This is a genomic window from Dactylosporangium sp. NPDC049140 (genome assembly GCF_040648435.1).
In genome coordinates this window covers 85,801-109,759 of sequence record NZ_JBEZDS010000011.1, presented here as the reverse complement: position 1 = coordinate 109,759, position 23,959 = coordinate 85,801, and the positions used below count along the sequence as shown (strand labels likewise).

Here is a 23,959-nt window from a genome sequence, read left to right as displayed (position 1 = left end):
GCCGCCTTACTCCCGCAGGCTGACTTGCCCCACGACCGTACCAAGCGCTTGCTTGATTACGCTACACTCGTTTTCTCGCGGGGTCGGTACACTCCGGCGGGATACACCTCCTTCTCTGTAAAGGACATCGGGATGGCGCGGGAGTCTGGGGAAAGGCGCGAACGGATCCTCGCCAGCGCCGCGGCGCTGTTCGCGAACAAGGGCGTCGCGGCGACCACGGTGCGTGAGATCGCCGACGAGGTCGGCATCCTGTCGGGCAGCCTGTACCACCACTTCGAGTCGAAGGAGGCGATGGTCGACGAGATCGTCACCTCCTACCTCGAGGACCTGCGGACGCGGTACAAGCGGGTGCTGGCCGCCGACACGGACCCGCGCACGCGGCTGCACGACCTGATCGTGGCGTCGCTCGAGGTGGTCGAGGCGCATCCGCATGCCACCGAGATCTACCAGAACGACGTCAACTATCTGATCCAGATCGAGCGTTTCGGATACCTGCGCAACGCGGGCAAGGAGGTCCAGGCCACCTGGCTCGAGGTCATCGAGGCGGGCATCACCCAGGGCGTGATCCGCTCGGACCTGGACCCGAAGATTCTGTACCGCCTCATGCGTGACGCGGTCTGGCTGTCGGTGCGCTGGTTCAAGCCGACCAAGGAGTACCCGATCACGCGCCTGGCCGAGGACTGCACGTCCCTGTTCCTGGACGGCCTGGCGCGCACCTGACCGTGCCGCTGCGGCCGCCGTCAGACCCCGGGGAGCCGGCCCACGCCCACCGAGGGCACACGCCCTCGGCACGCCCTCGGCACGGGCCGCACGGAGCGTACACGGGCCGCACAACGCACGGAGTGCACGGGCCGCACAACGCACGGAGTGCACGGCACACGGAGCGTTTACGGGCCGCACAACGCACGGACCGCACGACACACGGACCGCACAGGCCTCACACGGCGCACGGGTTGCACGGCGCACGGCACATGGAGTGCACGGTGCACGGGTCGCGCGGCGCACGGAGGTCGCACAGTTCGACGGCCGCACGGCGCACGGACTACGCCGCCAGGAGCCAGCCCGCGCCGATTGCGCCCGCGACCATCAGCCAGCGCACCAGGTGCTCGGCGCGCCCGCCCGTGCCGAAGCGCAGCGCCCGCGGGGCCCGCAAGCGGCGCCACCGGCGGCCGCCCAGGTTCAGCGGGAACAGCGCCGGCACGCCCGTGTTCGTGAGGGCGTCCCCCGCGATGTGCGCCAGGCACCCGAACGCAACCGGCAGCCCCAGCCACCACCAGCCGTCCGCGGGGCCGAACGTGACAAGCGCCGCGGCGACGACCGCCCCGCCCAGGGTCGCGCCGAGGGTGCCCCGCTTGCGCTTCGGCCACAGAGCGCGAACGGCCAGCCCGGCTGTCGCGAACGTCACCACCGCCGCGGCGACAAGGCCTCCCAGCCACCCGGCGGCCGCCGCGATCAGACCCGTGACGAGCGCCCACAGCACGGTGTGCGTCAGCGTGCGGTGCCCGTCGAGATCGCGCACGTCAAGCGGGGTCCGGGTCCGGGCGTGCAGCACGGCACAGGCGCGACCGATGCGCCGGCACAGGAAGCGGCTGACCGGGCCGAACGTGTACGCGACACAGGAGCTCGGGTGGTCGCAGTCCGGCAGCAGCGCCGCCCCGGCCGCCACGACGGTGCCGACGACCACCACGGGCGGTCCGACCGGCGCCCCGGCCGCGGCCAGCAGCGCACAGCCGCCCAGCCACCCGGCCGCCCCGGACACGGCGTGTGAAGATCCCATCACGAAGTCGATAGTGATCCATCAACGCAAACGGTCATAACGAACAAAAGGTCGTGAAACCAGCGCACGGCGGAACGGTGTGGAACGCCGACCGGGGTAAACCACCCGACGCTACGGAGGATCACCGTGTCGAACCACACCGCACCACGGCGGCTGGCCGTGCTGGCCGCGGCCGTCTCGCTCGCCGCCCCGGCCCTCGCCGTCGTCGCCGCCGAACACGCGCCCGCGCACGTCAGCCACGTGGTCGCCGACCCGCCGCCCAGCACCGGCGGTGCCGGGCCCGGCACCGACAAGCCCTGATCACAGCCGGTGCAGGCCGACCGGGCTCACGGGGCCGACTGCCCCCGCCGCGAAGGCCGCCGCCACCGACGACACGGTCCAGGCCGGGTTGAGCGTGCCGTGGCCCTGGACGGTCGGGTGGGCGATCATCGACAGCTCGTCGCCGTCGATGCGGATCACCTGGCCGTGCAGGGCCGCGGCGGCGTCGGAGAGCAGGTACACCACCGCCGGGGCGTTCTGGGCAGGTGGCTTGGCCACATTCTGGCCCTGGGCCGCCGCGCCCAGGTACGCCTCGTACGCGTCCGCCATGCGGGTGTGCGCGTTCGGGGACACCGCGTTCACGCGCACACCTGTGCCCAGCAGGTCGGCCGCCCAGCAGTACGTCAGCGACGCCACCGCGCCCTTGCTCGCCCCGTAGGCGCCCATCGCCGCCGAACCCGCGTGCGAGCCCGACGTCACGTTCACGATCGAGCCCGTGCCGCGTTGCCGCATGGCGCGGATGGCGTGCAGGCCGCAGTACGCGGTGCCGAGCACGTTCACCTCCAGCACCGCGCGGAACTCGGCCGGGTCCTGTTCGAGGGGGTCGGCGAGGCGGAAGATGCCGGCGTTGTTCACCAGCCCGTCGATCGCCCCGAACTCGGCGACGCACGCGGACACCAGCGCGCCCGCCTGCTCCCAGTCAGCGACGGAGCCCGCGAAGGAACCGGCCCGGCCGCCGGCGGCCCGGATCTCGGCCGCGACCTCCTCCGCGAACGAGGCCTCCACGTCGTTCACCAGCACCGAGGCGCCCTCAGCCGCGGCCAGGCGCGCGTACGCGGCCCCGAGCCCCCGCCCGGCCCCGGTGACGACGACCGCCTTGCCGTCCAGGTGCCCGCTCACGCCGCCACCTCCGCAAGCTCCGGCGCCGACGCGACACAACTGAGCCCATGGTGAGCGGCCCCTCCGCTCCGCTCCGGACCGCTCACGCCGCCACCTCCGCAGGCTCCGGCGCCGACGCGACAACACTGAGCCCATGGTGAGCGGCCCCTCCGCTCCGCTCCGGACCGCTCACGCCGCCACCTCCGCAAGCTCCGGCGCCGACGCGACAACACTGAGCCCATGGTGAGCGGCTCCTCCGCTCCGCTCCGGACCGCTCACGAGAGACGTTCCAGGATGAGCGCCATCCCCTGCCCGCCCGCGGTGCACATCGTCTCCAGCCCGATCGACCCGTCGCGGAAGGACAGTCCATTGAGGAGGGTCGTGGCGATCCGCGCGCCGGTCATGCCGAACGGGTGGCCCAGCGCGATCGCGCCGCCGTGGACGTTTACCTTCTCGGGGTCGGCGCCGATCTGGCGGTACGACGGGATCACCTGCGCGGCGAACGCCTCGTTGATCTCGATCAGGTCGATGTCGCCGATGCTCATGCCGGCGTTGGCCAGGGCGCGCCGGGTCGCCTCGACCGGGCCGAGCCCCATGATCTCCGGGCTCAGCGCCGACACGCCCGTCGCGACGATCCGCGCGTGGGGGGTGAGGCCGAGCTCCCGGGCGCGCTCGGCGCTCATGACGACCAGGGCGGCGGCGCCGTCGTTGAGGGGGCAACAGTTGCCGGCGGTGACGGTACCGTCGGGCCGGAACACCGGCTGCAGCGTGCTCACCTTCTCCAGCGTCACGCCCGCACGGGGGCCGTCGTCGCGGGCCAGCTCGGTGCCGTCGGGGAGGGTGACGGGCGTGATGTCGAGCTCCCAGAACCCGTCGGCCTGGGCCTTCTCGGCGTTGTTCTGGCTGCGCACGGCGAACTCGTCCTGCTCGCGGCGGGTGATGCCGCTCAGGGCGGCGACGTTCTCGGCGGTCTCGCCCATCGCGATGTACACGTCCGGCAGCTCCCCCGCCGCCCGCGGATCGGTCCAGGGCAGCGTCGACGCGCGCTCGGGCCAGCGGGGGTTGCGCGTGCCGGGCATGCCGTCGGCCTTGCCGGCCGGGTAGTGCGAGACGACCTCGGCCCCGGCCGCGACGAACGCGTGGCCCTCCCCCGCCCGGATCGCGTGGAAGGCCATCCGGATCGCCTGCAGCGACGAGGCGCAGTAGCGGTTGACGGTGGTGCCGGGCACGACGTCGAGCCCGAGGTGCATCGCGACCTGGCGGCCGAGGTTGTACCCCTGCTCGCCGGCCGGCTGCGCGCACCCGAGGATCAGGTCGTCCAGGGTGGCCGGGTCGAGCGCGGGCACCTTGGCCAGCGCCCGTCCGACGATCTGGGCGGCGAGGTCGTCGGCGCGCACCCCGGCGAGCGAGCCCTTGTAGGCGCGGCCGATGGGCGAGCGCGCGGCGGAGACGATGACGGCGTCCACAGTGGAGCACCCCTTTCATTGGGAGACGGTCCAGCCCCCGTCCACGGGCAGCAGGACGCCGTTGACATACGCGGCGGCCGGGGAGAGCAGGAAGAGCACGGCCGCGGCGACGTCCTCGGGCCGCCCGGCCCGGCCCATCGGGTTGCGCTCGATCAGGGAGCGGCCCAAAGGCGTGTCGGCGAAGCCGGCCATGCGGGGCGTGTCGATGAAGCCGGGCGCGACCGCGTTGGCCCGCACCCGCGGGGCCGTCCGCGTGGCCAGATGGCGGGTGTACCCGGCGATCGCGGCCTTCCCCGCGGAGTACCAGGCGGAGTCGGTACCGACGAAATTGCCCGCGACCGAGGCGACGTTGACCACGGCCGCGCCGTCGGGTGGCCCGGTGGCGAGCCACGCGGAGGTGACGAGCTCCATACCGCCGGCCGTGGCCACGAGCCCGTCGGAGAACGGCAGGGCCGGGCCGCCGCTGGCCGGTCCCGCGTTGTTGACGAGGTACCGCGCCGGGCCGGCCTCGGCCAGGGCGGCCTCCACCGCGGCCCGGTCGCGGACGTCCACGACCATGTCGCCGCCGCGCAGGTCCCACACGACGGGGCGCAGGCCCTGCTCGGCGGCGAGGCGGGCGACGGCGGCGCCGATGCCGCTCGCGCCGCCCGTGACGATGACGGTGTCCATGTCAGCGGCTCCGGAGGGTGGTCTTGAGCACCTTGCCGCTGGCGTTGCGCGGCAAGGCCTCGACGGGCACGAACGAGCGGGGCAGCTTGTAGTTGGCCAGCCGGTCCTTGCAGTAGGCGGCGAGGTCGGCCGGGTCGAAGGCCGAGCCGGCGCGGGGCACGACGAAGGCGCGGGCGACCTCGCCGAGCCGCTCGTCGGGCACCCCGACGACGGCGACCTCGGCGACGGCCGGGTGCCGGGCGATGACCTGCTCGATCTCGGCCGGGTAGGCGTTGAACCCGCCGACGATGAACATGTCCTTGAGCCGGTCGGTGATGCGCAGGTAGCCGCGCTCGTCGAGCACGCCGACGTCGCCGGTGTGCAGCCAGCCCTCGGCGTCGATCGCGTCGGCGGTGGCGGCCGGGTCGTCGAAGTACCCCCGCATCACGTTGTAACCGCGGACCAGAACCTCGCCGGAGGTACCGTCGACGCGGACCTCGACGCCGGGGACCGCGGCGCCACAGGTGGTCGCGACGGTGAGCGGGTCGTCGTCGGGCCGGCACATGGTGGCCGTCCCGCACGACTCGGTGAGCCCGTACGCGGTGAGCACCGTCTCCAGGGCCAGCTCGGCCCGCAGCCGCTCGATCATCACCACCGGGACCGTCGTCGCGCCGGTGACCGCGACGCGCAGGCTCGACAGGTCGTGGTCGTTGCGCTCGGGGTGGTCGAGCATGGAGGTGTACAGCGTCGGGGGCCCCGGCAGCACCGTGATCCGTTCGCGCCGGACGAGCTCGAGCGTGGTCGGCACGTCGAAGACCGCCTGCGGCACGATCGTGGCGCCGCGCAGCAGGCAGGCGATGACGCCGGCCTTGTAGCCGAAGGTGTTGAAGCAGGGGTTGACGAGGAGGTACCGGTCGCCCTCCCGCAGCCGCGCGAGCTCGCTCCAGGCGACGTAGAGCTCGGTGCTCTGCCGGTGGGTGAGCATGGCGCCCTTGGGCCGGCCGGTGGTGCCGCTGGTGAAGAAGAGGTCGGACAGGTCGTCGGGGTACACCACCGCGTCGACGTCCTTGCCGACGGCCATGAACCGGTCCCACTCGGCGAACGGGACGATGTCCGTCAGCGCCGGAGTCGGCGTCTCGGCCGCGGCCTCGGCGAGCCCGGCGACGTAGCGGTTGCCGAGGAAGCCGTCGTCGACGAGCAGCAGCCGGGCGCCGCTCCTGGCCAGGATGTACGCGGCCTCCGGACCCTTGAATCGCGTGTTCAGCGGCACGAGTACCCCACCGGCTGAGACGATGCCGAGGGCGGCCACGATCCACCGCCAGCCGTTCGGCGCCCACAGGGCCACCCGGTCACCCTTGGCGATCCCGCGCGCGGCGAGCGCCTCGGCGCAGCGGGTGACCTCGGCGCCGAGGTCGGCGTAGGTGAGCCGGACGTCGCCGTCGACGACCGCCTCGCGCTCGCGATGGTGCGCGGCGCCGGCCCGGACCAGGTCGGGGATGGTGCGCGCGTCCAACGGTTCCATGGAGGGCACCTTACCAACCAAGCGCTCGCTTGGTAAGGTCTCGACCATGACGGAGGCTTATCTGGTCGAGGCGGTCCGCACGCCGGTCGGCCGGCGCGGCGGTGGCCTGGCCACTATCCACCCGGCGGACCTGGGCGCGCACGTACTCAACGCGCTGGTCGAGCGCAGCGGCGTCGACCCGGCGGCGGTCGACGACGTGATCTTCGGCTGCGTCGACGCGCTCGGCCCGCAGGCCGGCAACATCGCGCGCACCAGCTGGCTCGCGGCCGGGCTGCCCGAGCACGTGCCCGGGGTGACCGTCGACCGGCAGTGCGGCTCCTCGCAGCAGGCCGTGCACTTCGCCGCGCAGGCGGTCCTGTCCGGCACCGCGGACCTGGTCGTGGCCGGGGGCGTGCAGAACATGAGCGCCATCCCGATCTCGGCGGCAATGCTCGCCGGGCAGCAGTACGGCTTCGACGACCCCTTCCGCGGCTCGGCCGGGTGGCACGCGCGCTACGGCACGCAGGAGATCAGCCAGTTCCGCGCGGCCGAGCTCATCGCGGCCGAATGGGCGCTCACCCGCGAGCAGATGGAGGCGTACGCGCTGGAGAGCCACCGCCGCGCCGCCGCCGCGATCGACTCGGGCCGTTTCGAAAGGGAGATCGCCCCGATTTCGGGAATCGTCTCGGACGAGGGCCCGCGCCGCGACACGACTCTCGAAAAGATGGCCGCCCTGCCCACCCTCAAGCCCGGCGGCGTCGTCACCGCGGCCCTGGCGAGCCAGATCTCCGACGGCGCCGCGGCCCTGCTCGTCGCCTCCGAGCGCGCGGTCGCCGAGCACGGCCTGCGCCCCCGCGCCCGCATCCACCACATCAGCGTCCGGGCCGACGACCCGGTCTACATGCTCACCGGCCCCATCCCGGCCACCGAGCACGCCCTGCGCAAAAGTGGCCTGACCATTGACGACATCGACCTCATTGAGATAAACGAGGCATTTGTACCAGTAGTGCTGGCCTGGCAGCAGGAGACCGGCGCCGACCTGGAACGCGTCAACCCTCTCGGCGGCGGGGTAGCGCTCGGCCACCCGCTCGGCGCGACCGGCGCCCGGCTCATGACGACGCTGCTGCACGAGCTGGAGGCGCGCGGCGGCCGGTACGGTCTGCAGACCATGTGCGAGGGCGGGGGTACGGCCAATGTCACAATCATCGAGCGCCTCTAGTCCCGCGGCCGTCGTCACCGGCGGCACCCGCGGCATCGGCCGCACCATCGCGTCCCGATTGGCCGCCGCCGGCTACCGCGTGCTCACCTGCGGCCGCAACGACCCCGGCGACCTGCCGCCCGGTGTGGCGTTCCACCGCGCCGACGTACGCGAACCGGCGGAGGCCGCGGCCCTGATCGCCGCCGCCGTGGACGCCTTCGGCCGGCTCGACCTCGTGGTCAACAACGCCGGCGGGAGCCCGCCGGCGCCGGCCGCGACCGCCTCCCCGAACCTCGTCACCGCCGTGGTGAGGCTCAACCTGCTGGCCCCGTTCTTCGTCGCCCAGGCCGCGAACGCCGTCATGCAGACCCAGCCCACCGGCGGCCTCATCGTGAACATCGGCTCGGTGTCGGCCTTGCGCCCGGCCCCGGGAACGGCGGCCTATGCGGCGGCGAAGGGCGGCCTCGAGGTACTCACGCGCGCCCTGGCCCTGGAATGGGCGCCGAAGGTGCGCGTGAACACGGTCACGGCGGGCGTGGTACGCACAGCGGACAACGAGGCCCACTACGGCGACGAGGCGGCCCTGGAGGCGGTGGCGGCGACGGTACCGCTGGGGCGCATGGCCACTCCCGACGACATCGCGTCCGGCGTACTCCTCCTGGCCTCCCCCTTGGCCGGGTACATGACGGGCGCGTCCCTGCTCGTCGACGGCGGCGGCCAGCGCCCCCGCTACTCGGACGCCGTGGGCGGCTGACAGTGCCGCTAGCGGTGCGCCGGCTGCCGTCCGTTGCGCTGGCCCGGCACCGCCTGGCCGGGATGCTCCGGAGCCGGCTCGACGGCGTCGGCCGCGGCCGGGGGGCGGTGGAGCGCATCGAGATGCTGCTGCGCGTTCCTGCTCGCCCCGAGCGTCGCGCGAATCAGGACCTCCTGCATCTCGGCCGCGGCCGGGGTGGTCTGATCGGACATGCGCGAGGCGAGCCACTCGGCGTGCAGCAGGTAGCAGTGCACGAGCGGCTGGGCGTAGTAGTAGCTCATCTGCTTCGACGTCGTCTCGAACGTGCGCAGGAAGGTCAGGCTCAGGTACCCCGACAGCATCCCGCCCGCCGCGGTCAGCACGCCGGACGTGATCTGCGCGCTCACGCTGCCGCCGCTGGCCAGCACGGCGGTGGTACCGGCCAGCAACACGAGCAGCGACACGGCGGCGGCGACGGCGCAGAAGACGTACGAGGACCGCGCCTGACCGACCGCGACGCCGACGAACCGGTCCATCAGCCGGAAGTTGAACTCGACCAGCTTGCCCAGCGCCCGGTCCTCCATCGTGCCGGTCGCCTCCTTGAGCAGCCGGAGCTCGTACTGCGCGTGCCGGGTTCGCCGGGCCCGGGCGCGCTGCAGGCCGATGACCGCGATCGGCGCGATGGCCGCGGCCAGGAAGCAGAACGTCGCCGCGAGCAGCATCGCGGGCCTGCAGGATGACGCTGTAGAGGCCGTGGTTGGTGGTGCCGCATCCGCCGTCGTTGGCGATGGTGTACCGGGGGCCGGGCAGGCCGTCGTCCGCCGGCGCGATCAGTAGTCGCCGGGTCGGGCCGGTGATGGTCTGCGTGAAGGTGTACGTCTTCAACGGCAGCGCGCCGGCCGGGTTGACGGAGTCGGCGCTCTCGGCACAGGTGACCGTGGCGTCGGTCGAGCCGATGACCGCATCGTTGCTGGTACGGACGAACGCGCCGCCGTGGTACACGGGGTAGGTGAAGGCGTCCGGGAAGTCGGGCGCGGACATGCCGGCGCCTTGCGGTATCACCCACATGGTGTCGCCCGGCGCGGGCGCTGGGCACGTAATGCCGTTGACCCACGAGACGATGCCCGCCGGCCCGGAGGCGTTGTTGACGGTGAGACCGGTCGGCAGCGGATTGACGACGATGGCCGCCTGCACGGATGTGCTGTGGCCGACGCCGTCGGTCACGGTGAAGGTCGCCGTCGCGGTCAGGGCGGCGACCGGCGTGCCGGTGATCGCGCCGTCGCCGGTGAGCGTGAGGCCGGTCGGGAGCTGGCCGCCGGTGAGCGACCAGGTGTAGGGCAGGGCGCCGCCGTGGGCGGTCAGGCTCGCCGTGTAGGGGGTGCCGAAGGTGGCGGCCGGGAGCTCCTGGGTGTCCACGCCGAGCGGTTGCAGCCCGATGCCGCGGGCCAGGAGCTTCCGCGCGAGGTAGGCGCCCGCCGTTCGGGCGGTGGTACCGCAGTACGCGTGACAGGCGGTGTGGATGAAGATGCCGTTGCCGACCGCGGTCCGGTATCCGTCGGCGGTGTTGATGACGGCGAGGGCACCGGCGTCGCAGACGACATCGCCCGTGTCGCAGCTGGCGACGCCCCGTACGACCCCACAGGGTTGCCGACCTGACCGGCGATCGGCGCGGTGCCGAAGTTGGGCACCGGGGACGCACGTCATGGCACGACGACGCGAACGCCGGCGTCTCCCGCGCGACGACGAGCAGACTTCCAACGCACACGGCCGCGGACCACGCGGCGATACGTCCAAGCGTTCCCATGGCCACACGGTCCGCCCGGCTCTCGCGGAATCGAATGCCCGAACGGACGGTTTGCCCGGGTGACCGGCCGGTCCGGCGCGGCGTCACCGGATCGGGGTCGCCCGTTCGACCGAGCGCGTCTCAGATCGGGAAGTGGCCGCGGCGCCATTGCCAGTGGTGGCCGGACTTCAGGTGGTCGGCCGCCGCGCGTTGGAGGGCGGTGTTGCGCGGCAGCTGGTCCAGTGGCGTGGTCAGGCTGCGGAACACGAAGCGCAGCACCTCGACGTCGGCGTCCAGGCCCTCCGGCTCCTCGTACGGCTCCAGCTCGAACCGCCGCTGGAAGCGGACGATGTTCGAGCTCTCCGGCAGGTACTGCAGCAGCTGCGGGTCGAGCAGCCACGAGCCGCACGCGAACGCCGTGTAGGGCTCGTCCGGGAAGTGGCGCGGGAAGAACGCGCGGGCCTCGTCGAGGGACGCGTCGATCGCCTCCGGGGTCAGCGGGCCCGCTTCGGGGATGTGCAGGTCGATGGCGGTGCCGCCGCGCTGGTGCTGCAGCCGGCCCAGCTCGTAGAGGCCGCCGCGCGCGTGCAGGGTCAGCCAGCTCTGCATGACCGGCCAGCCCTCGCGGTGCATCCGGCGGTCGACCGCCAGGTTGCGGCCCAGGTCCGCCAGGGTCAACCAGGACACCGTGTCGGGGATGTCGTGCTCGCGGTGGTACTCCCGGACGACGTCGACCAGGGCGAGGTACGCATACACATAGAGGTGCCGCCAGGCGAGGCCCCGGTCGCGCGGCAGCTCCGGACCCGGCGCCAGCCAGACGTGGCCGCCGAGGTCGGCGCGGACCAGCGCGATCGAGCGGTCGAGCAGCCAGCGCAGCTCCGGTGTCCACAGTGGAGAGCCGGGGTCGGGCCAGCCGGCCATGATCTCGGCGGCGTCGTCCGGCCGCACCGCGAGGCGGTCGAGGAGTGCGGGGGCGTCGGCCTTGGCGGGCAGCGGGGCCGACGGCCGGTCGCCGGCCAGCTCGTGTACGCGGTCGATCTCTTCGACGGGTACGCCGAGCCGGGCGGCGGTTTCTTCCAGATCCACGCGAACGACTCTAACGGGCTGCGGAGAAATCGCTGTCCGCGGCCGGGCCGCGGTGGTAGACAGCCGGGGTGGTAGAGACTCTCCCGCTCATCGACCAGCGCTCGGCCGCCTTCCGCGCCGCGATCGCCGCCGCGCCCGACCTCGACGCGCCGGTGCCGAGCTGCCCCGGGTGGACGCTGTTCGAGCTGGCGCAGCACCTGGGCCAGGGGCAGCGCCGCTGGGCCGGCATCATCGCCGCCGGGCCCGCCGCGGAACCCCCGGCCGAGGGCGCGCCCGAGCCCGCGCCACGGGAGCGGGAGGAGCTGGCGGGCTGGCTGGCCGCAGCGACGCGGCAGCTCCTTCACGCGGTACAAGTGGCCGGGCCCGACCGCGGTTGCTGGACCTGGTGGGACGGCTCCGAGTCGCCGCTGACGGCCGGGGCCGTCGCGCGGCACCAGCTCCAGGAAGTCGCGGTGCACACCTACGACGCCGAGCTCGCCCTGGGCGCCCCGCGGCCGCTGCCGGGTGCGGTGGCCCTCGACGGGGTCGACGAGTTTCTGGCCACGTGCTGTGCGGGCGCGTACCGCTGGCCCTACGAGCCCGCCACCATCGACTACCATGCCGCCGAGGGCCCCTCGTGGCGCCTGTCGCTCGCGGCCGGCGGCGTCCGGCTCACCCGGTTTCCGGGCGCGGCCCCGGACGCGGCCGACGCCTCCGTCCGGGGCACGGCCGGCGAGCTGGTCCTGGCCCTGTACAACCGCATCACCGTGGACGCCCTGGAGGTCGGGGGCGACCGGCGGCTGTTCGATCTGCTCCTGGAGTGGGACCCGGACGAGTAGATGAAAGTTACGGGATCGGCGGGCTCGTCTGCTTGATCATCTGGAGGCTGTCGAGGCGGTAGAAATCGCAGCGTCCGGTGCCGCTCGCCGACACGTACAGGTCGTGGACGCCGGTGGGGGTGGTGGCCACGCCGAGGCGCAGGCTGGACTGGTACCACTGGGCGCAGTTGCCCGTGGTGCCGATCTGAAACGTCAGGAACGGGGTGGCGGACGGCGAGTCCAGGCGCAGCTCGACCGTGCCGGGGCCGGTCGAGCAGGAGCGCCAGGTCGCGTAGCCGCTGGCCTGGCCGGGCGCGCCGAAGTCGACGGCGTCGAGGCGCAGCTGGTCGCCGGGCGAGAATGCGACCGCGCGGCCGCCGGAGGCCGCCGGGTCGGTGAGAACGCGCACGCCGTGCTGCGCGTCGTACGACTCGGCCTCGACGACCGAGCCGAAGGTCCGCACGGTGGTGGCGGCGGCGGGCGGGGCGGCGGCGGTCACGGCGAGCACGGCGGCGCCGGCGATGACGAGGGTTCGTCTCATGGATCACAGTCCATTGACAAACTCCGCGTGATTGACAGTCGTCAATCAGACGCCTAGCTTGGGGCCGGGGAAAGCGCTTACCTGCCGAAAAAATTGGAATGGGTGGTACCGCCAACACCACTCGCCTGCCCGCCCTCACAAGGGAGGAAGCCCCATGCCATCCATGGCAACCCGCCGCCGCACCCTGATCGCCGCGTTCTCGGCCGCCGTCGTGGCCGTCGGCGGCTCACTGGTGCTCGGCCAGTCCGCGGCCGTCGCCGCGGAGTCCAGCCCCGTCGGTTACGCGAGCCTCAACGGCGGCACGTCCGGCGGCTCGTCCGGCACCGTCGTCACCGTGACCTCGGCCTCCGCGCTCAAGTCGGCGCTGAGCTCGAGCACGTCGCAGACCGTGCGGATCTCCGGGATGATCTCGATCTCCGGGATGTACAGCGTCGCCTCGAACAAGACCGTCATCGGGGTCGGCTCCGGCTCCGGCGTCACCGGCGGCGGCTTCAACCTCTCCGGGGTGCGGAACGTGATCATCCGCAACCTGGTGTTCAAGAACGCGAGCGACGACTCGATCAACCTGCAGAACAGCACGACGAACGTGTGGATCGACCACAACGACCTGTCCAACGGGTACGACGGGCTGATCGACATCAAGCGCGGGTCGGACTTCGTCACCGTGTCGTGGAACCACCTGCACAACCACGACAAGTCGATGCTGCTCGGCCACGACGACGGCAACGGCGCGCAGGACCTCGGTCACCTGCGCGTGACGTACGTGCACAACTGGTTCGACGGCACCAACCAGCGCCACCCGCGCGTGCGGTTCGCCAACCCGGTGCACGTGCTGAACAACTACTACAGCAACATCGGCTCGTACGGCGTGGCCTCGACCATGAACGCGGGCGTGTACGTCGAGCGCAACTACTTCGAGAACGTCGCGCACCCGACCGTGACGCAGACCGGCGACTCGGACCCGGGCAACATCAAGGTGCTCAACAACTACAAGGTGAACTCGGGCACCGAGGAGGTCCGCAACGGCGCGAGCGTCGCGGCGATCCCGTACTCCTACACGCCCGAGGCCAACAACACGGTGAAGGCGACCGTCATGGCGGGCGCCGGCACGGGCAAGATCTGACCCTTGTGGACGGTGCCCGCCCCGGTGCGGGCACCGTTCCCGGGTGGCCTAAGCGAACGCGCGGGCCAGCAGGAGCCGTCGCAGGGCCGGGGGGTCGCCGAAGAGCAGATGGCCGGCGGTGGCGCGTTTGAGGTACCGGTGCGCCGGGTGCTCCCACGTGAACCCGACGCCGCCGAGCAGCTGGACCGCGTCCCGGGTGATCGTCCACGCGGCCTCGGTGGCGGCGAGCTTGGCCAGGGGGGCGGCGATCGCGAACTCGGCGGTGCCGAAGCAGCGCAGGGCGTAGCGGGCGGTCGAGGTCGCCTGCTCGAGCAGCACGTAGAGGTCGGCGACCCGGTGCCGCAGCGCCTGGAACGTCGACAGCGCCACGCCGAACTGGTGCCGGGTGCGCAGATGCTCCACAGTGGAGTGCAGCGAGGCCCGGGCCACGCCGACGGACTCGGCGGCCAGCAGCGCGTGCATCACCGCCAGGGCGTGCGCGGCGCCGGCCGGGGCGACCGGGCGGGCCGGGGCCGCGGTGAGGATCAGCGTCGCCTGGCCGCGCGTGACGTCCAGCGTGGGCACCGGCTGGACGACGGCGGAGTCGGTCGCGTACAGGTCGCCGCCCACCTCGACGAGGAACACGTCCGCGGCGGCGCCGTCCAGGACGTGCTCGACCCGCCCGTCGAGCACGGTGCCGTGCGCGGTCGGCCGGGCCTCGACGGCGCCGCCGAGGGCCAGGGCGCCGATCGACGTGCCCTCGGCCAGCGGCTTCAGCAGGTCGGACCCGGGGTCCAGGGCGAGGATCGCGGCCGTGGTGGACAGCAGCGGCGCCGGGAGCAGGACGGCGCCGGCCTCCTCCAGCACGATGCCGGCCTCGACCGCGGAGGCGCCGAAGCCGCCGTGCTCCTCGGCGACGGCGAGCGCGGTGAGGCCGAGCTCGCCGGTGAGGCGGGCCCAGCTGTACCCGGGCGAGGCGAAGAAGTCGCGTACCGACTCGCGCAGGGCGACCTGCTCCGGGGTGAACTCCACAGTGGACCCTCCTACGCTCGGGGTACGCGGCCGAGGAGACGGTCGGCGATGATGTTGCGTTGGATCTCGTTCGAGCCGCCGTAGATGGTGTCGGCGCGGGTGAACAGGAACAGGCGCTGGGCGTCGGTCAGCTCGTACGGTGCCGCCCGGGCGACCGTCGCGGCCGGCCCCTCCACGGCCAGGGCCAGCTCGCCGAGGTCGCGGTGCCAGTTCGCCCACAGCAGCTTGGCGACGGACGCGGCGATCGGGTCGGGCTCGGTCGCGGACAGTGTGCGCAGCGCGTGGTGGCGCAGGCCCTGCAGTCCGGCCCACGCGGCCACGATCCGGTCGGCGACGAGCGCGTCGTCCAGCGCGCCGGACGCCCGCGCCCGGTCCACGATGGACTCCAGCTCCCGGGCGAAGCCCAGCTGCTGACCCAGCGTGGCCACGCCGCGCTCGAAGGCGAGGGTGCTCGTGGCGACCCTCCAGCCGTCGCCGGGCGCCCCCACCACCATGTCGGCGTCGGTGCGCGCGCCGTCGAAGAAGACCTCGTTGAACTCCGAGGTGCCCGTCAGCTGCACGATCGGACGCACGTCGACGCCGGGTTGACGCATCGGCACGAGCAGGTACGACAGTCCGTTCCTGCGCGTTTGTGCACTGGTGCGAGCGAGCACGAAACACCAGTCGGCGATGTGCGCCAGCGACGTCCAGACCTTCTGGCCGGTGACGCGCCACTGGTCGCCGTCGAGCTCGGCGCGGGTCTGCACGCCGGCGAGGTCGGAGCCGGCGCCGGGCTCGGAGTAGCCCTGGCACCACAGCTCCTCGCCGCGGGCGATCGGCGGCAGGAACCGGGCCTTCTGCTCCTCGGTGCCGTGGGCGATGAGGGTGGGCGCGAGCAGGTACTCGCCGATGTGGGACAGCCGCCCGGGGCCGCCGGCGCGGGCGTACTCCTCGAAGAACGCGACCTGCTCGGCGATGCTCGCGCCGCGACCGTACGGCTCAGGCCATCCGAGCCCGATCCAGCCGCCGGCGCCGAGCTCGCGCTCCCACTCGGCCCGCAGCTCGAGCTGCTCGTGCTCGCGCCCGGGGCCGCCGGTGCCGATCAGCGGCGCGAACCGGCCGGTCAGGTGCTCGGCCAGCCAGGCCCGGATCTCATGCTCCATAGACGGCCGCCGGTGCGGGGGCGCGGGACAGCAGCTCGCGCACCACGGGGCCGAGCTCGGCCGGGTCCCAGCGGCGGCCCGCGTCGGTGGCCGGGCCGTGCTGCCAGCCGTCGGCGACGCCCACGCTGCCGCCGGAGACCTCGAAGACGCGGCCGGTGACGAAGCCGGCCTCGGCCGAGGCGAGCCACACCACGAGCGGCGAGACGTTCTCCGGGGCCATCGCGTCGAAGCCGTCCGCGGGCGCGCGCATGGCGTCGGCGAACACGTCCTCCGTCATCGGCGTGCGCGCACTCGGTGCGATTGCGTTCACGGTGATGCCGTAGCGCGCAAGTTCGGCCGCGGCGACCTGCGTCATGGCGGCCACGGCGGCCTTCGCGGCGCTGTAGCTGACCTGCCCGACGCTGCCCATGAGGCCCGCGCCCGAGGTGGTGTTCACGATCCGCGCGGCCACCGGCGTGCCGGCCTTGGCCAGCGACTTCCAGTACGCGGACGCGTGCCGCAGCGGGGCGAAGTGCCCCTTGAGGTTGACCCGGACTACGGCGTCCCACTCGTCCTCGGTGACGTTCGTGGTCATCCGGTCGCGGGCGAGCCCGGCGTTGTTCACGAGCGCGTCGAGGCGCCCGGTCGTTTGTGTCGCCTTCTCGATCAGAGCGGACGCGAACGACCAGTCGGCGATGTCGCCGGGAACAGCGGTCACCCCGCCGCCCGCGGCCGCGCACTCGCCGGCGACGGCCTCGAGGGCGTCCGAGCTCAGGTCGTTGAGCACCACATGGTGCCCGGTGGCGGCGAACGCGAGCGCGTGCGCGCGCCCGAGCCCCTGCCCGGCGCCGGTGATGATGACCGTTCTCATACCCCGAGAACCTCCCGCTGGTAGCGCCGCACCTTGTCGCGTACCCCGACCAGATCGTCCGGGTCCGCACGAATGACCACCCGGGCCACGCCCAGCGAGCGCAGCAGCTCCAGCTCCCCGCGGTCGCGCGGGGCGCGCGCGGTCACCTCGACGTCGTCCGGGTCGCGGCCCACCGCCGCACACTCCTCGCGCAGGGCCTTGCGCAGCCGGGCGAACTCCTCGCCGCGCACGCCCAGCGGATACCACCCGTCGCCGAGCCGGGCCGCCCGGCGCACCGCGGCCAGACTGTGCCCGCCGACCACGATCGGCACCGTGCCGCGCACGGGCCGGGGCCGTGAATGCACGGGGCCGAAAGACACGAACCGGCCGTCGTACCGTGCCGGCGCACGCGTCCACAGCGCGCGCATGGCCTCGAGGTACTCGTCGGCGCGCGCTCCGCGTTCGGCGAAGGGCACGCCGAGCGCGTCGTACTCCTCGCGCAGCCAGCCGACGCCGATCCCGGCGAGCAGGCGGCCGCCGCTGAGCACGTCGACGGTGGCGAGGCGCTTGGCCAGGTCGACCGGGTTGTGCTCGGGCAGGATGAGCATCGCGGTGCCGAGCTTGAGCGTCGTGGTGTGCGCGGCGGCGAAGGTGAGCCAGTGCAGCGGGTCCGGGACGTCGTCGTCCGCGCCGAGGCTCATGCGGCCGCTGGGGTCGTACGGGTACGAACTGTCGTAGTCCTCGGGCACCACGATGTGCTCGACGGCCCACACCGACTCGCAGCCGAGTTCCTCCAGCAGCCGCACGAACCGGGCGACGGTGGCCGGGCCCGCGCCGCCGTGCGACGGCATGACCCCGAGTTTCAGCTCCACGGTGGGTACTCTACCAAACGCTTGCTTGGTAACGTACCCGCCATGCAGCAGGATTTCGCCGCCCGCTCCGGCGTCGCGGTCGTCACGGGCGCGACCGGCGGCATCGGGTCCGCCGTCGCGCACATGCTCGCGGCGCGCGGTTGTGCGGTCGTGCTCGCCTACCGCTCGGACGCGACGGCGGCGGCCGCCCTGGCCGCTTCCCTGCCGCGCGCTGTCGCTGTGCACGCGGACCTGACCGACCCGACCGCTTGCGCCGCACTGATCGAACGCGCAGGCGAGGTCCACACGCTCGTCCACGCCGCCGGCCCCCACGTGCCGATGGTGCACCTGAGCACGGTCACACCGACACAATTCGCCGAGCAGGTCGCGCAGGACGTGCTCGCGAGCTTCAACATCGTGCACGCCGCACTGCCCGCATTGCGTGCGAGCCGCGGCAGCCTGGTCGCGGTGACGACGGCGGCCACGAAACGCTTCCCGGTGCGCGACGGCCTGTCGGCGGTACCGAAGGGCGCGGTCGAAACCCTGGTGCGCGGCATCGCCGCCGAGGAGGGCCGCCACGGCGTCCGCGCCAACTGCGTCGGCCCGGGCATGCTGACCGACGGCATGGCGACGCGCCTCATGGCCAGCGGCGACCTGAACGAGCACGCCCTGGCGGTGACGCGCGCGAACATCCCGTTGCGCACGTTCGGCACCGCAACGGACGTGGCCGAGGCGGTGTGCTTCCTGGCGAGCGACCGGGCCCGCTTCATCACGGGCCAGAAACTCGACGTCGACGGCGGCTACGCGGCCTGACCGGCCCGTGTCACGGCACGACCAACCGGATCACGCGCGAGATCGGCACGAGGGTGCGCTCGGTTGCGATGTTGCCGGCCGTAGGCGGGACTTCTCACCTTCCGCACGAATGGCTGTCCGTCGCGGCGACCTGAGCCCGGCTCGACCGGATTGGGACCGGCGTCCTTCCAGGCACCGGCCGAGTGCGTGCTCCAACCGGCGGCGGGCGGCGATCATGCCCCGCTCAGCGGTAGGTCAGGTCCAGGGAGTCGGTGTGGCCCGGCCAGGCCAGGGTCAGCCGCCAGCAGCCCGCGCTCGGCAGGTCGACGATCGACGGGCCCGGCCCGCCGGGCACGGTCCGTGTCAGCGTCGTCGTCGTGCCGTCCAGGCGGGCCGTGATGGTCAGGTCGCCCGCGCCGTCCTGGGACTGCGCCACCCAGAGCACCTTGTTCGCGGCACCGTCCGTGCGGTTCGCGATCAGGGGTGCGCCGAACAGCGCGGCCACGATCTCGCCGTGGGCGCCCAGCACGTGCGGCATGCTCGAGTCTCCGCTGAAGCCGTCGAGCGCCCACGGCGGCAGCGGTCCCGTCTCCACCGCGGAGCCGCACGCGGCCGGCGAAGCCGGGGCCGCTGCCGCCGAAGCCGGGGCCGCGGCCGGCGAAGCCGGGGCCGCGGCCGGCGAAGGCGGGGCCGGCGAAGGCGGGGCCGGGGCCGGGGCCGCTCCGGTGCAGCCGGCCAGCAGCAGCGTCGCCGCGAACGGAAGAATCCTCATGCGCCGGAAGAGTCACCGGCGAGCGCCACGGTTCCCCCCGGACACGCGCAGCTCGTCCGGCACGGCGTACCAGTTGTCCGGGCGGTCCACGATCGGCGCCGACAGGCCGGTCTCCAGCACGCGCTCCAGGCGCAGCAGGAACGCGGCGATCCCCGCGGAGCCCTGCATCCAGGTCGTGCCCGGCGGCAGGAGTGGCTCGTCGATGCGGTACTCGATGAAGCGCCAGTTGCGGCCGTCGACCGCGCGGGCGACCAGGGCGTCGCCCATCGTGCGGGCGCCGTCGAGGTAGGACGGGTCGGCCAGGGACTGGGCCGCGTCCAGCAGGACGTCGCCGACGCCCGCGGTACCGCAGCAGCGTCCGTCGTTGTCCCAGAAGCCCGGGCGCAGCCGCTCCGGCAGGCCCGAGGTGAGCACCGAGTGCAGGCAGCGGCGCCGCAGCTCCTCGACCGGATGGCCGCCGATCGCGGAGACACCCGCGCGCTCCAACGAGGCGAACAGCTGGGAGGTGCCCGTCGGGCCGTGGCACCAGGTGTACGTCACCGGCTCCACCTCGCGCTTGGAGCGCGGGATCGTGTGCTCGACGACGAAACCGCCGCTGGAGAGGTCGGCGATCGCCAGGAGGTGCTCGGCGCCCCGCCGGGCGGGATCGGGCGAGCCGGCCAGCGCCAGGGCGGCGGCCACGCCCGCGGTGCCGTGGGAGAAGTTCGGCGAGCTCGACGGGTAGTCCGGCTTCATCCGCCAGTCCAGCCCGCCCTCGGCCGGCTCGGCCCCGCCGGCCAGCGCCGCCGCCGCGGACGGGTACTCGACGCCGAGCCAGGACAGCGCGAGCAGGACGCCGGCGGTGCCCGAGATGACGTCGTGGTACGCCGGCATCGGCAGCGACAGGATGCGTGCCACCGCCGCTGACTCCCGGCCCGGGGCCAGCAGCCGCAGGGCCGTCGCGTCGCCGGCCAGGCCGTCGAAGAGCGACACGTCCGTCCGCGTGGGGACCTGCCGTTCCAGGCGCGCCACGATCCCGGCCGCCAGCGCCGATTCGGCGTCGGTCAGCGCGCGGTACTGCCGGATCTCGGCCAGCACCGGCGCGAGGCCCGCGATCCCGGCGTAGAACGAGTCGCGGTATTCGTCCCGGTCGCCCGGGACCGAGACGGGCAGCCACGGGCCGTCGGACTCGCCGATCTGGTCGAGCACCCACGCCCAGGCCGCCTCGCCCAGCGCTCGGTATGAGGTCACCGAACGGACGGTACCGCATCCGGGAAGAGCCGATCGAAGACTGCGGTCCGCTCGAATGCCATCGCGTAGTCGCGGGCCCGGGCCTCCCGCGCCGACCGCTCGGCCGGCGACATCTCCAGCACCACCCGGTCGAGCGCCGCGGCGAGCCCGTCCACGTCGAACGGCTCGACGATCACCGCGGTGTCGCCGACCGCCTCGCCGGTGCCGCCGGTCAGCGTCGTGACCACCGGGCCGCCGCCGGCCAGCATCTTCTCGGCCAGGGCGATGCCGAACGTCTCGACGAAGTCGGGCTCGGGGCGGGTCGGCAGCGCGTAGGCCGCGCAGCCCCGCATGAGCAGCGGCTTCTCGGTGTCGTCGACGTCGGTGAGGAACACGACGCGGTCGTCGCCCGCGGCGAGGGCCCGGACCTCCTCCAGGGCCGGGCCGGTGCCGGCGACCACGAGCCGGACCACGGAGCGGCTGCGCATCCGCCGGTACGCCTCGACGAGGTCGTGGATGCCCTTGGCCCGGGCGACCCGGGACAGGAAGAGGATGTACCCGTCCCGCTCGAGCCCGCGCCGCGCCAGCGCCCGGTCGACGGCGGCGGGGTCGAGGCCGAGGTACGCGGAGGCGTCGATCGGCGGGTAGCCGATGGTCACCCGGAGGCGGCACTGCTCGGCGAAGCGGGTGCCGCAGCGGGCGTCGACCTGCTCGGCCGCGGCGACGATCTCGTCGCGGGTGTACTGCGACACCGCCACGAGCTCGTCGTTGCCCAGGAACGTGGTGAACAGGGCGATCGCCGCGCCCATCCGCCCGTCGCGCAGGCAGGAGCGGATCACGTTTGTGACGTCGGAGCCGACGGCCTTGGCGACGGTGCGCACGTCCGGGTTGAAGCCGGCGGCGCGCACGGCCGCGACGGCGTCGGCGACGACGGTGGCGTGCGGGACGAGGTACATCGACAGGCACGTGGTCGGCACCGGCTCCAGCAGCAGCTCGGTCAGCCGTCCGGTGAGGCCGGCGAGGTGGCGGCCGTCGGGCACGCGGTAGTCGCCGACCGGCTCGGGCCGCTCGACGGTGATCCCAGGGCTGTACGGCAGCAGCCGGTCCAGCGGCTTGAGCGGCAGCCCGGCCGCCTGCAGCGCCGCGATGGGCCAGGTCAGCAGCCGGACGTCGTCGAAGCCGCGGCGCAGCGCGACCTCCGCGAGGTTGCGGGCCTCGCCGGAGTGGCCGCAGATGACCGGGTCCGCCCGGACCACGATGACGAGGCGGCGGTTGATGTACGTCACCTGGTCTCCTTCGCTGCGAACGCCTGGTCGGACGCCGACGGGGGCCGTTGCCGCCGGCCCTGCCCCCACGCGGACGGCTCGGGGCCGAGGCGGACGTGCAGCCGGCCGCCCCGGTGGATCTCGGCGGCGCTGATGTGGGTGGCGTCCAGCGGCCGGCCGTTGAGGGTCACCGACTGGACGTACTGCGGGGCCGGGTCACTATCGAGCCCGTCGGCGCCGATGGGCGTCGCGCGGTGGCCGCTGGTCTCCACGATGAACTCCCGGTCGCCGACCCGCACGGCGGAGCGCTCGAAGGCGGGCGCGTTGATCAGGAAGAGGTTCTGCCCGGCGACCGGGAACAGCCCGAGGGACGCCCACACGTACCAGGAGCTCAGGCCGCCCGAGTCGTCGTTGCCCGGCAGCCCGCCCGGGCCGGTGCCGAACTGCCAGGTGAGCGCGGCGTGCACGATCTCGGCGGTCCGGTCGGGGCGCCCGGCGTAGTGGTACGCCCACGGCGCCTCCATGTCGGGCTCGTTGTTGAGGCCCTCGAAGCGGTTCAGGGCGTAGCCGGCGAGCATCTCCGCGGGCGGCGGGCGGCGCCCGGGCTGGCTGACCGGCCCGGCCCCGAAGCCGAAGAACCGGTCGAGGTTGCCGAGGAACTCCTCCTCGCCGCCGCCGAGGGCGATGCGGGCGGCCATGTCGTGCAGCAGGCGGAACGAGTAGTTCCACTTGCCGCCCTCGTAGAACTCGGAGTCGCGCAGCAGGCCGGTGACCGGGTCGAAGGCGTTGATCCAGTGCCGGCTGCGCCGCTCGAGGTCCTCGGCGAGGCGCACGTCGTTGAGGGCCCGGGCGACCTGGGCGGTGCAGTGGTGGGCGTAGGCGAGGTCGAGGGTGTGGCTGATCGGGTGGACGATGCCGTGCTCGAAGAAGTCCTCGCCGTACATCCGGCGCAGGTCGTCGACCATGTGCACGAGCGCCCAGTTCCAGTCCAGCTCGGCCCGGCCCAGCGCGTGGGCGTCGGCGAGCACGGTGTGGGCCAGGGCGCTGGCCTGGCGGAAGAAGCGGTCGGCGCCGCGGGCCATGCGGTACCCGATCGGGAAGTTGCCCTCCTCCTCGCAGACCCGGATCAGCGACTCCAGCAGGTCGGCGGCCCGGTCGGGCGCGACCGCGGACAGCAGCGGCAGCTGGGTCTTGTAGATGTCCCACATGGTGCACACGTCGAACGCGAACGGGCCGGAGTTCGGCCAGAACGGGCTCTCGTCGTCGCCGAAGCACGGCTTGATCAGGGAGTGGTACATCGCGGTGGCGAACACGGTGCGCCGGGCCGGGGTGCCGCCGTCGACCGTCACCCGCCCGAGGTGCTCGCGCCAGCGGTCCCGGGTCGCGTCCCGCACCCGCTCGAACGCGTCGCCGCCCGGCCCGCACTCCCGCTCCAGGTTGCGGGCGGCCTGCTCGCAGCCGCGCAACGAGAAGCCGAGGCGGATCTCGACCGTCTGCCCGGCCCGCGTCGGACCGATGAACAGCATGCCGAACGGCCGCAGGGTCGTGTGCCGGATGCTGTCGAAGTCGAGCCGTGTTCCGCCGTCGATGAGGCGCCGGTCGTACCACAGCATCTGCCGCCAGCCGCGGCTGACCACCTCGGCGTGCACGGACAGCGGCACGCCCTCCATGTCGACCGTGCCCTGCACCCGGCCCTGCCCGAGGCTCTCGGCCTGGGCCCGCAGCGGCACCGTGCGGCCCAGGTCGATGGCCAGGCCGCCGCAGGAGAGGTCGACGACGATCCGGGCGCTGCTGCTCTCCGGGAAGGTGTACCGGTGCACGGCGACCTTGGCCCCGACGGTGATCTCGCAGCGGATGCCGGTGTCGAGCGTCGCCGCGTAGTACCCCGCCTCGGCCACCTCGTCGTGCAGCGGCCAGGACTCGCCGAGCGAGTCGAGCGGCTGCACCATCGGGGTGACCCGCACGTAGTTGTAGTACTTGCGGATCGCGCCGGTGCCGGACTGCTGGAAATGGGTGAACCCGGAGGCCTGGAGCCGGTCGAAGAGCAGCTCCGGCACGCCCTCGGTGTTCTTGGCGTACCGGCCGTAGCCGGTGGGGTACGCCCCGGAGTACGCGCAGGCCGAGACCATGCCGAACGGCGACGTCGCGCCCGGGTGGGTGTTGCCGACCTGCGGCTTGGGCCACCACCAGGTGGCGGCCAGACCATGCGCCTTGGGCAGGTCGGTCGCGGCGGTGCCGATGAAGGGGTCAACGTCGTCGAAGATGACGGGACACTACCCCCCGCCGCTGCGAAGTGGG

General features: G+C 73.3%; 25 protein-coding genes and 1 pseudogene. 9 read left to right on the top strand and 17 right to left on the bottom strand.

The genetic code is table 11. The annotated features are described in order from the left end of the window. The first annotated feature begins 132 nt into the window (after positions 1 to 132). A complete protein-coding gene (locus AB0B76_RS20140; protein WP_360377038.1) occupies positions 133 to 720 on the top strand; it encodes a TetR/AcrR family transcriptional regulator in 588 nt (195 codons plus the stop codon). 322 nt (positions 721 to 1,042) lie between these two features. Here the strand turns inward: AB0B76_RS20140 and AB0B76_RS20135 are convergent, their stop codons facing one another. Then, positions 1,043 to 1,777, bottom strand: a complete 735-nt coding sequence (locus AB0B76_RS20135; RefSeq protein WP_360377035.1) for a metal-dependent hydrolase — start codon at positions 1,775 to 1,777, stop codon at positions 1,043 to 1,045. A gap of 126 nt (positions 1,778 to 1,903) precedes the next feature. Between AB0B76_RS20135 and AB0B76_RS20130 the strand changes: the two genes are divergently transcribed. Then, a complete protein-coding gene (locus tag AB0B76_RS20130) occupies positions 1,904 to 2,077 on the top strand; it encodes a hypothetical protein (RefSeq protein ID WP_360377033.1) in 174 nt (57 codons plus the stop codon). Here the strand turns inward: AB0B76_RS20130 and AB0B76_RS20125 are convergent, their stop codons facing one another. From AB0B76_RS20125 to AB0B76_RS20110, 4 genes are all read right to left on the bottom strand, one after another. Then, positions 2,078 to 2,935, bottom strand: coding sequence for an SDR family oxidoreductase (locus AB0B76_RS20125; RefSeq protein ID WP_360377031.1), 858 nt, complete (start codon positions 2,933 to 2,935; stop codon positions 2,078 to 2,080). A gap of 254 nt (positions 2,936 to 3,189) precedes the next feature. Beyond that, entirely contained in the window at positions 3,190 to 4,380 is a 1,191-nt protein-coding gene (locus tag AB0B76_RS20120; protein WP_360377028.1) for an acetyl-CoA C-acetyltransferase, read from the bottom strand. A 15-nt stretch (positions 4,381 to 4,395) separates the two neighbouring features. Beyond that, positions 4,396 to 5,049 (bottom strand): SDR family oxidoreductase, encoded by a 654-nt coding sequence (locus AB0B76_RS20115; protein ID WP_360377025.1) that lies wholly within the window; start codon positions 5,047 to 5,049, stop codon positions 4,396 to 4,398. 1 nt (position 5,050) lies between these two features. Continuing rightward, complete coding sequence (locus AB0B76_RS20110) at positions 5,051 to 6,550, bottom strand: FadD3 family acyl-CoA ligase (RefSeq protein WP_360377022.1); 1,500 nt, start codon at positions 6,548 to 6,550, stop codon at positions 5,051 to 5,053. A 46-nt stretch (positions 6,551 to 6,596) separates the two neighbouring features. Here AB0B76_RS20110 and AB0B76_RS20105 point away from each other — a divergent pair, with 46 nt between their 5' ends. Further along, positions 6,597 to 7,748 carry an acetyl-CoA C-acetyltransferase gene (locus AB0B76_RS20105; protein WP_360377020.1) on the top strand — a complete coding sequence of 384 codons (1,152 nt, stop codon included), beginning with the start codon at positions 6,597 to 6,599 and terminating at the stop codon, positions 7,746 to 7,748. Beyond that, on the top strand, positions 7,723 to 8,481 hold the full coding sequence (locus tag AB0B76_RS20100; protein WP_360377018.1) for an SDR family oxidoreductase: 759 nt from the start codon (positions 7,723 to 7,725) through the stop codon (positions 8,479 to 8,481). Before AB0B76_RS20105 ends, AB0B76_RS20100 begins: the two co-directional genes overlap by 26 nt. An 8-nt stretch (positions 8,482 to 8,489) precedes the next feature. On the opposite strand, the gene AB0B76_RS20095 is transcribed toward AB0B76_RS20100, so the two are convergent. Further along, positions 8,490 to 9,182, bottom strand: coding sequence for a hypothetical protein (locus tag AB0B76_RS20095; RefSeq protein ID WP_360377015.1), 693 nt, complete (start codon positions 9,180 to 9,182; stop codon positions 8,490 to 8,492). Between the two features lie 143 nt (positions 9,183 to 9,325). Here AB0B76_RS20095 and AB0B76_RS20090 point away from each other — a divergent pair, with 143 nt between their 5' ends. Then, a complete protein-coding gene (locus AB0B76_RS20090; protein WP_360377013.1) occupies positions 9,326 to 9,469 on the top strand; it encodes a hypothetical protein in 144 nt (47 codons plus the stop codon). Between the two features lie 90 nt (positions 9,470 to 9,559). After that, positions 9,560 to 9,796 (top strand): hypothetical protein, encoded by a 237-nt coding sequence (locus tag AB0B76_RS20085; RefSeq protein WP_360377010.1) that lies wholly within the window; start codon positions 9,560 to 9,562, stop codon positions 9,794 to 9,796. On the opposite strand, the pseudogene AB0B76_RS20080 reads toward AB0B76_RS20085, so the two are convergent. After that, positions 9,694 to 10,164: pseudogene (locus tag AB0B76_RS20080) on the bottom strand (Ig domain-containing protein); the annotation flags it as partial. The gene AB0B76_RS20085 and the pseudogene AB0B76_RS20080 overlap by 103 nt on opposite strands. 220 nt (positions 10,165 to 10,384) lie before the next feature. Next, the gene (locus AB0B76_RS20075) at positions 10,385 to 11,329 is read right to left on the bottom strand and encodes an acyltransferase domain-containing protein (protein ID WP_360377007.1); all 945 of its coding nucleotides are present in this window, start codon (positions 11,327 to 11,329) and stop codon (positions 10,385 to 10,387) included. Positions 11,330 to 11,397: 68 nt separating this feature from the next. On the opposite strand from AB0B76_RS20075, the gene AB0B76_RS20070 reads away from it, so the two are divergent. Further along, positions 11,398 to 12,147 (top strand): maleylpyruvate isomerase family mycothiol-dependent enzyme, encoded by a 750-nt coding sequence (locus AB0B76_RS20070; protein ID WP_360377005.1) that lies wholly within the window; start codon positions 11,398 to 11,400, stop codon positions 12,145 to 12,147. A gap of 7 nt (positions 12,148 to 12,154) precedes the next feature. Here the strand turns inward: AB0B76_RS20070 and AB0B76_RS20065 are convergent, their stop codons facing one another. Further along, entirely contained in the window at positions 12,155 to 12,667 is a 513-nt protein-coding gene (locus AB0B76_RS20065; protein ID WP_360377003.1) for a carbohydrate-binding protein, read from the bottom strand. A gap of 154 nt (positions 12,668 to 12,821) precedes the next feature. Here AB0B76_RS20065 and AB0B76_RS20060 point away from each other — a divergent pair, with 154 nt between their 5' ends. Continuing rightward, positions 12,822 to 13,790: a pectate lyase gene (locus tag AB0B76_RS20060; RefSeq protein WP_360377000.1), complete on the top strand. Its 969-nt coding sequence runs from the start codon at positions 12,822 to 12,824 to the stop codon at positions 13,788 to 13,790. 48 nt (positions 13,791 to 13,838) lie between these two features. Here the strand turns inward: AB0B76_RS20060 and AB0B76_RS20055 are convergent, their stop codons facing one another. The 4 genes from AB0B76_RS20055 to AB0B76_RS20040 are packed head-to-tail and all read right to left on the bottom strand — an operon-like array spanning position 13,839 to position 17,644. Next, positions 13,839 to 14,801, bottom strand: a complete 963-nt coding sequence (locus tag AB0B76_RS20055; protein WP_360376998.1) for an acyl-CoA dehydrogenase family protein — start codon at positions 14,799 to 14,801, stop codon at positions 13,839 to 13,841. Between the two features lie 11 nt (positions 14,802 to 14,812). Then, positions 14,813 to 15,943, bottom strand: a complete 1,131-nt coding sequence (locus AB0B76_RS20050) for an acyl-CoA dehydrogenase family protein (RefSeq protein WP_360376995.1) — start codon at positions 15,941 to 15,943, stop codon at positions 14,813 to 14,815. Continuing rightward, the gene (locus tag AB0B76_RS20045) at positions 15,933 to 16,793 is read right to left on the bottom strand and encodes an SDR family oxidoreductase (protein ID WP_360376992.1); all 861 of its coding nucleotides are present in this window, start codon (positions 16,791 to 16,793) and stop codon (positions 15,933 to 15,935) included. Before AB0B76_RS20045 ends, AB0B76_RS20050 begins: the two co-directional genes overlap by 11 nt. Beyond that, complete coding sequence (locus AB0B76_RS20040; protein WP_360376990.1) at positions 16,790 to 17,644, bottom strand: LLM class F420-dependent oxidoreductase; 855 nt, start codon at positions 17,642 to 17,644, stop codon at positions 16,790 to 16,792. Before AB0B76_RS20040 ends, AB0B76_RS20045 begins: the two co-directional genes overlap by 4 nt. 42 nt (positions 17,645 to 17,686) lie before the next feature. On the opposite strand from AB0B76_RS20040, the gene AB0B76_RS20035 reads away from it, so the two are divergent. Then, the gene (locus AB0B76_RS20035; RefSeq protein WP_360376987.1) at positions 17,687 to 18,436 is read left to right on the top strand and encodes an SDR family oxidoreductase; all 750 of its coding nucleotides are present in this window, start codon (positions 17,687 to 17,689) and stop codon (positions 18,434 to 18,436) included. A gap of 223 nt (positions 18,437 to 18,659) precedes the next feature. Here the strand turns inward: AB0B76_RS20035 and AB0B76_RS20030 are convergent, their stop codons facing one another. The 4 genes from AB0B76_RS20030 to AB0B76_RS20015 are packed head-to-tail and all read right to left on the bottom strand — an operon-like array spanning position 18,660 to position 23,901. Beyond that, complete coding sequence (locus AB0B76_RS20030; RefSeq protein WP_360376985.1) at positions 18,660 to 19,187, bottom strand: hypothetical protein; 528 nt, start codon at positions 19,185 to 19,187, stop codon at positions 18,660 to 18,662. Positions 19,188 to 19,199: 12 nt separating this feature from the next. Beyond that, the gene (locus AB0B76_RS20025) at positions 19,200 to 20,417 is read right to left on the bottom strand and encodes a lanthionine synthetase LanC family protein (RefSeq protein WP_360376983.1); all 1,218 of its coding nucleotides are present in this window, start codon (positions 20,415 to 20,417) and stop codon (positions 19,200 to 19,202) included. Continuing rightward, a complete protein-coding gene (locus tag AB0B76_RS20020) occupies positions 20,414 to 21,682 on the bottom strand; it encodes a glycosyltransferase (protein WP_360376980.1) in 1,269 nt (422 codons plus the stop codon). The genes AB0B76_RS20025 and AB0B76_RS20020 overlap by 4 nt, the downstream gene beginning before the upstream one ends. After that, complete coding sequence (locus tag AB0B76_RS20015) at positions 21,679 to 23,901, bottom strand: glycoside hydrolase domain-containing protein (protein WP_360377430.1); 2,223 nt, start codon at positions 23,899 to 23,901, stop codon at positions 21,679 to 21,681. Before AB0B76_RS20015 ends, AB0B76_RS20020 begins: the two co-directional genes overlap by 4 nt. Positions 23,902 to 23,959 lie beyond the last annotated feature (58 nt).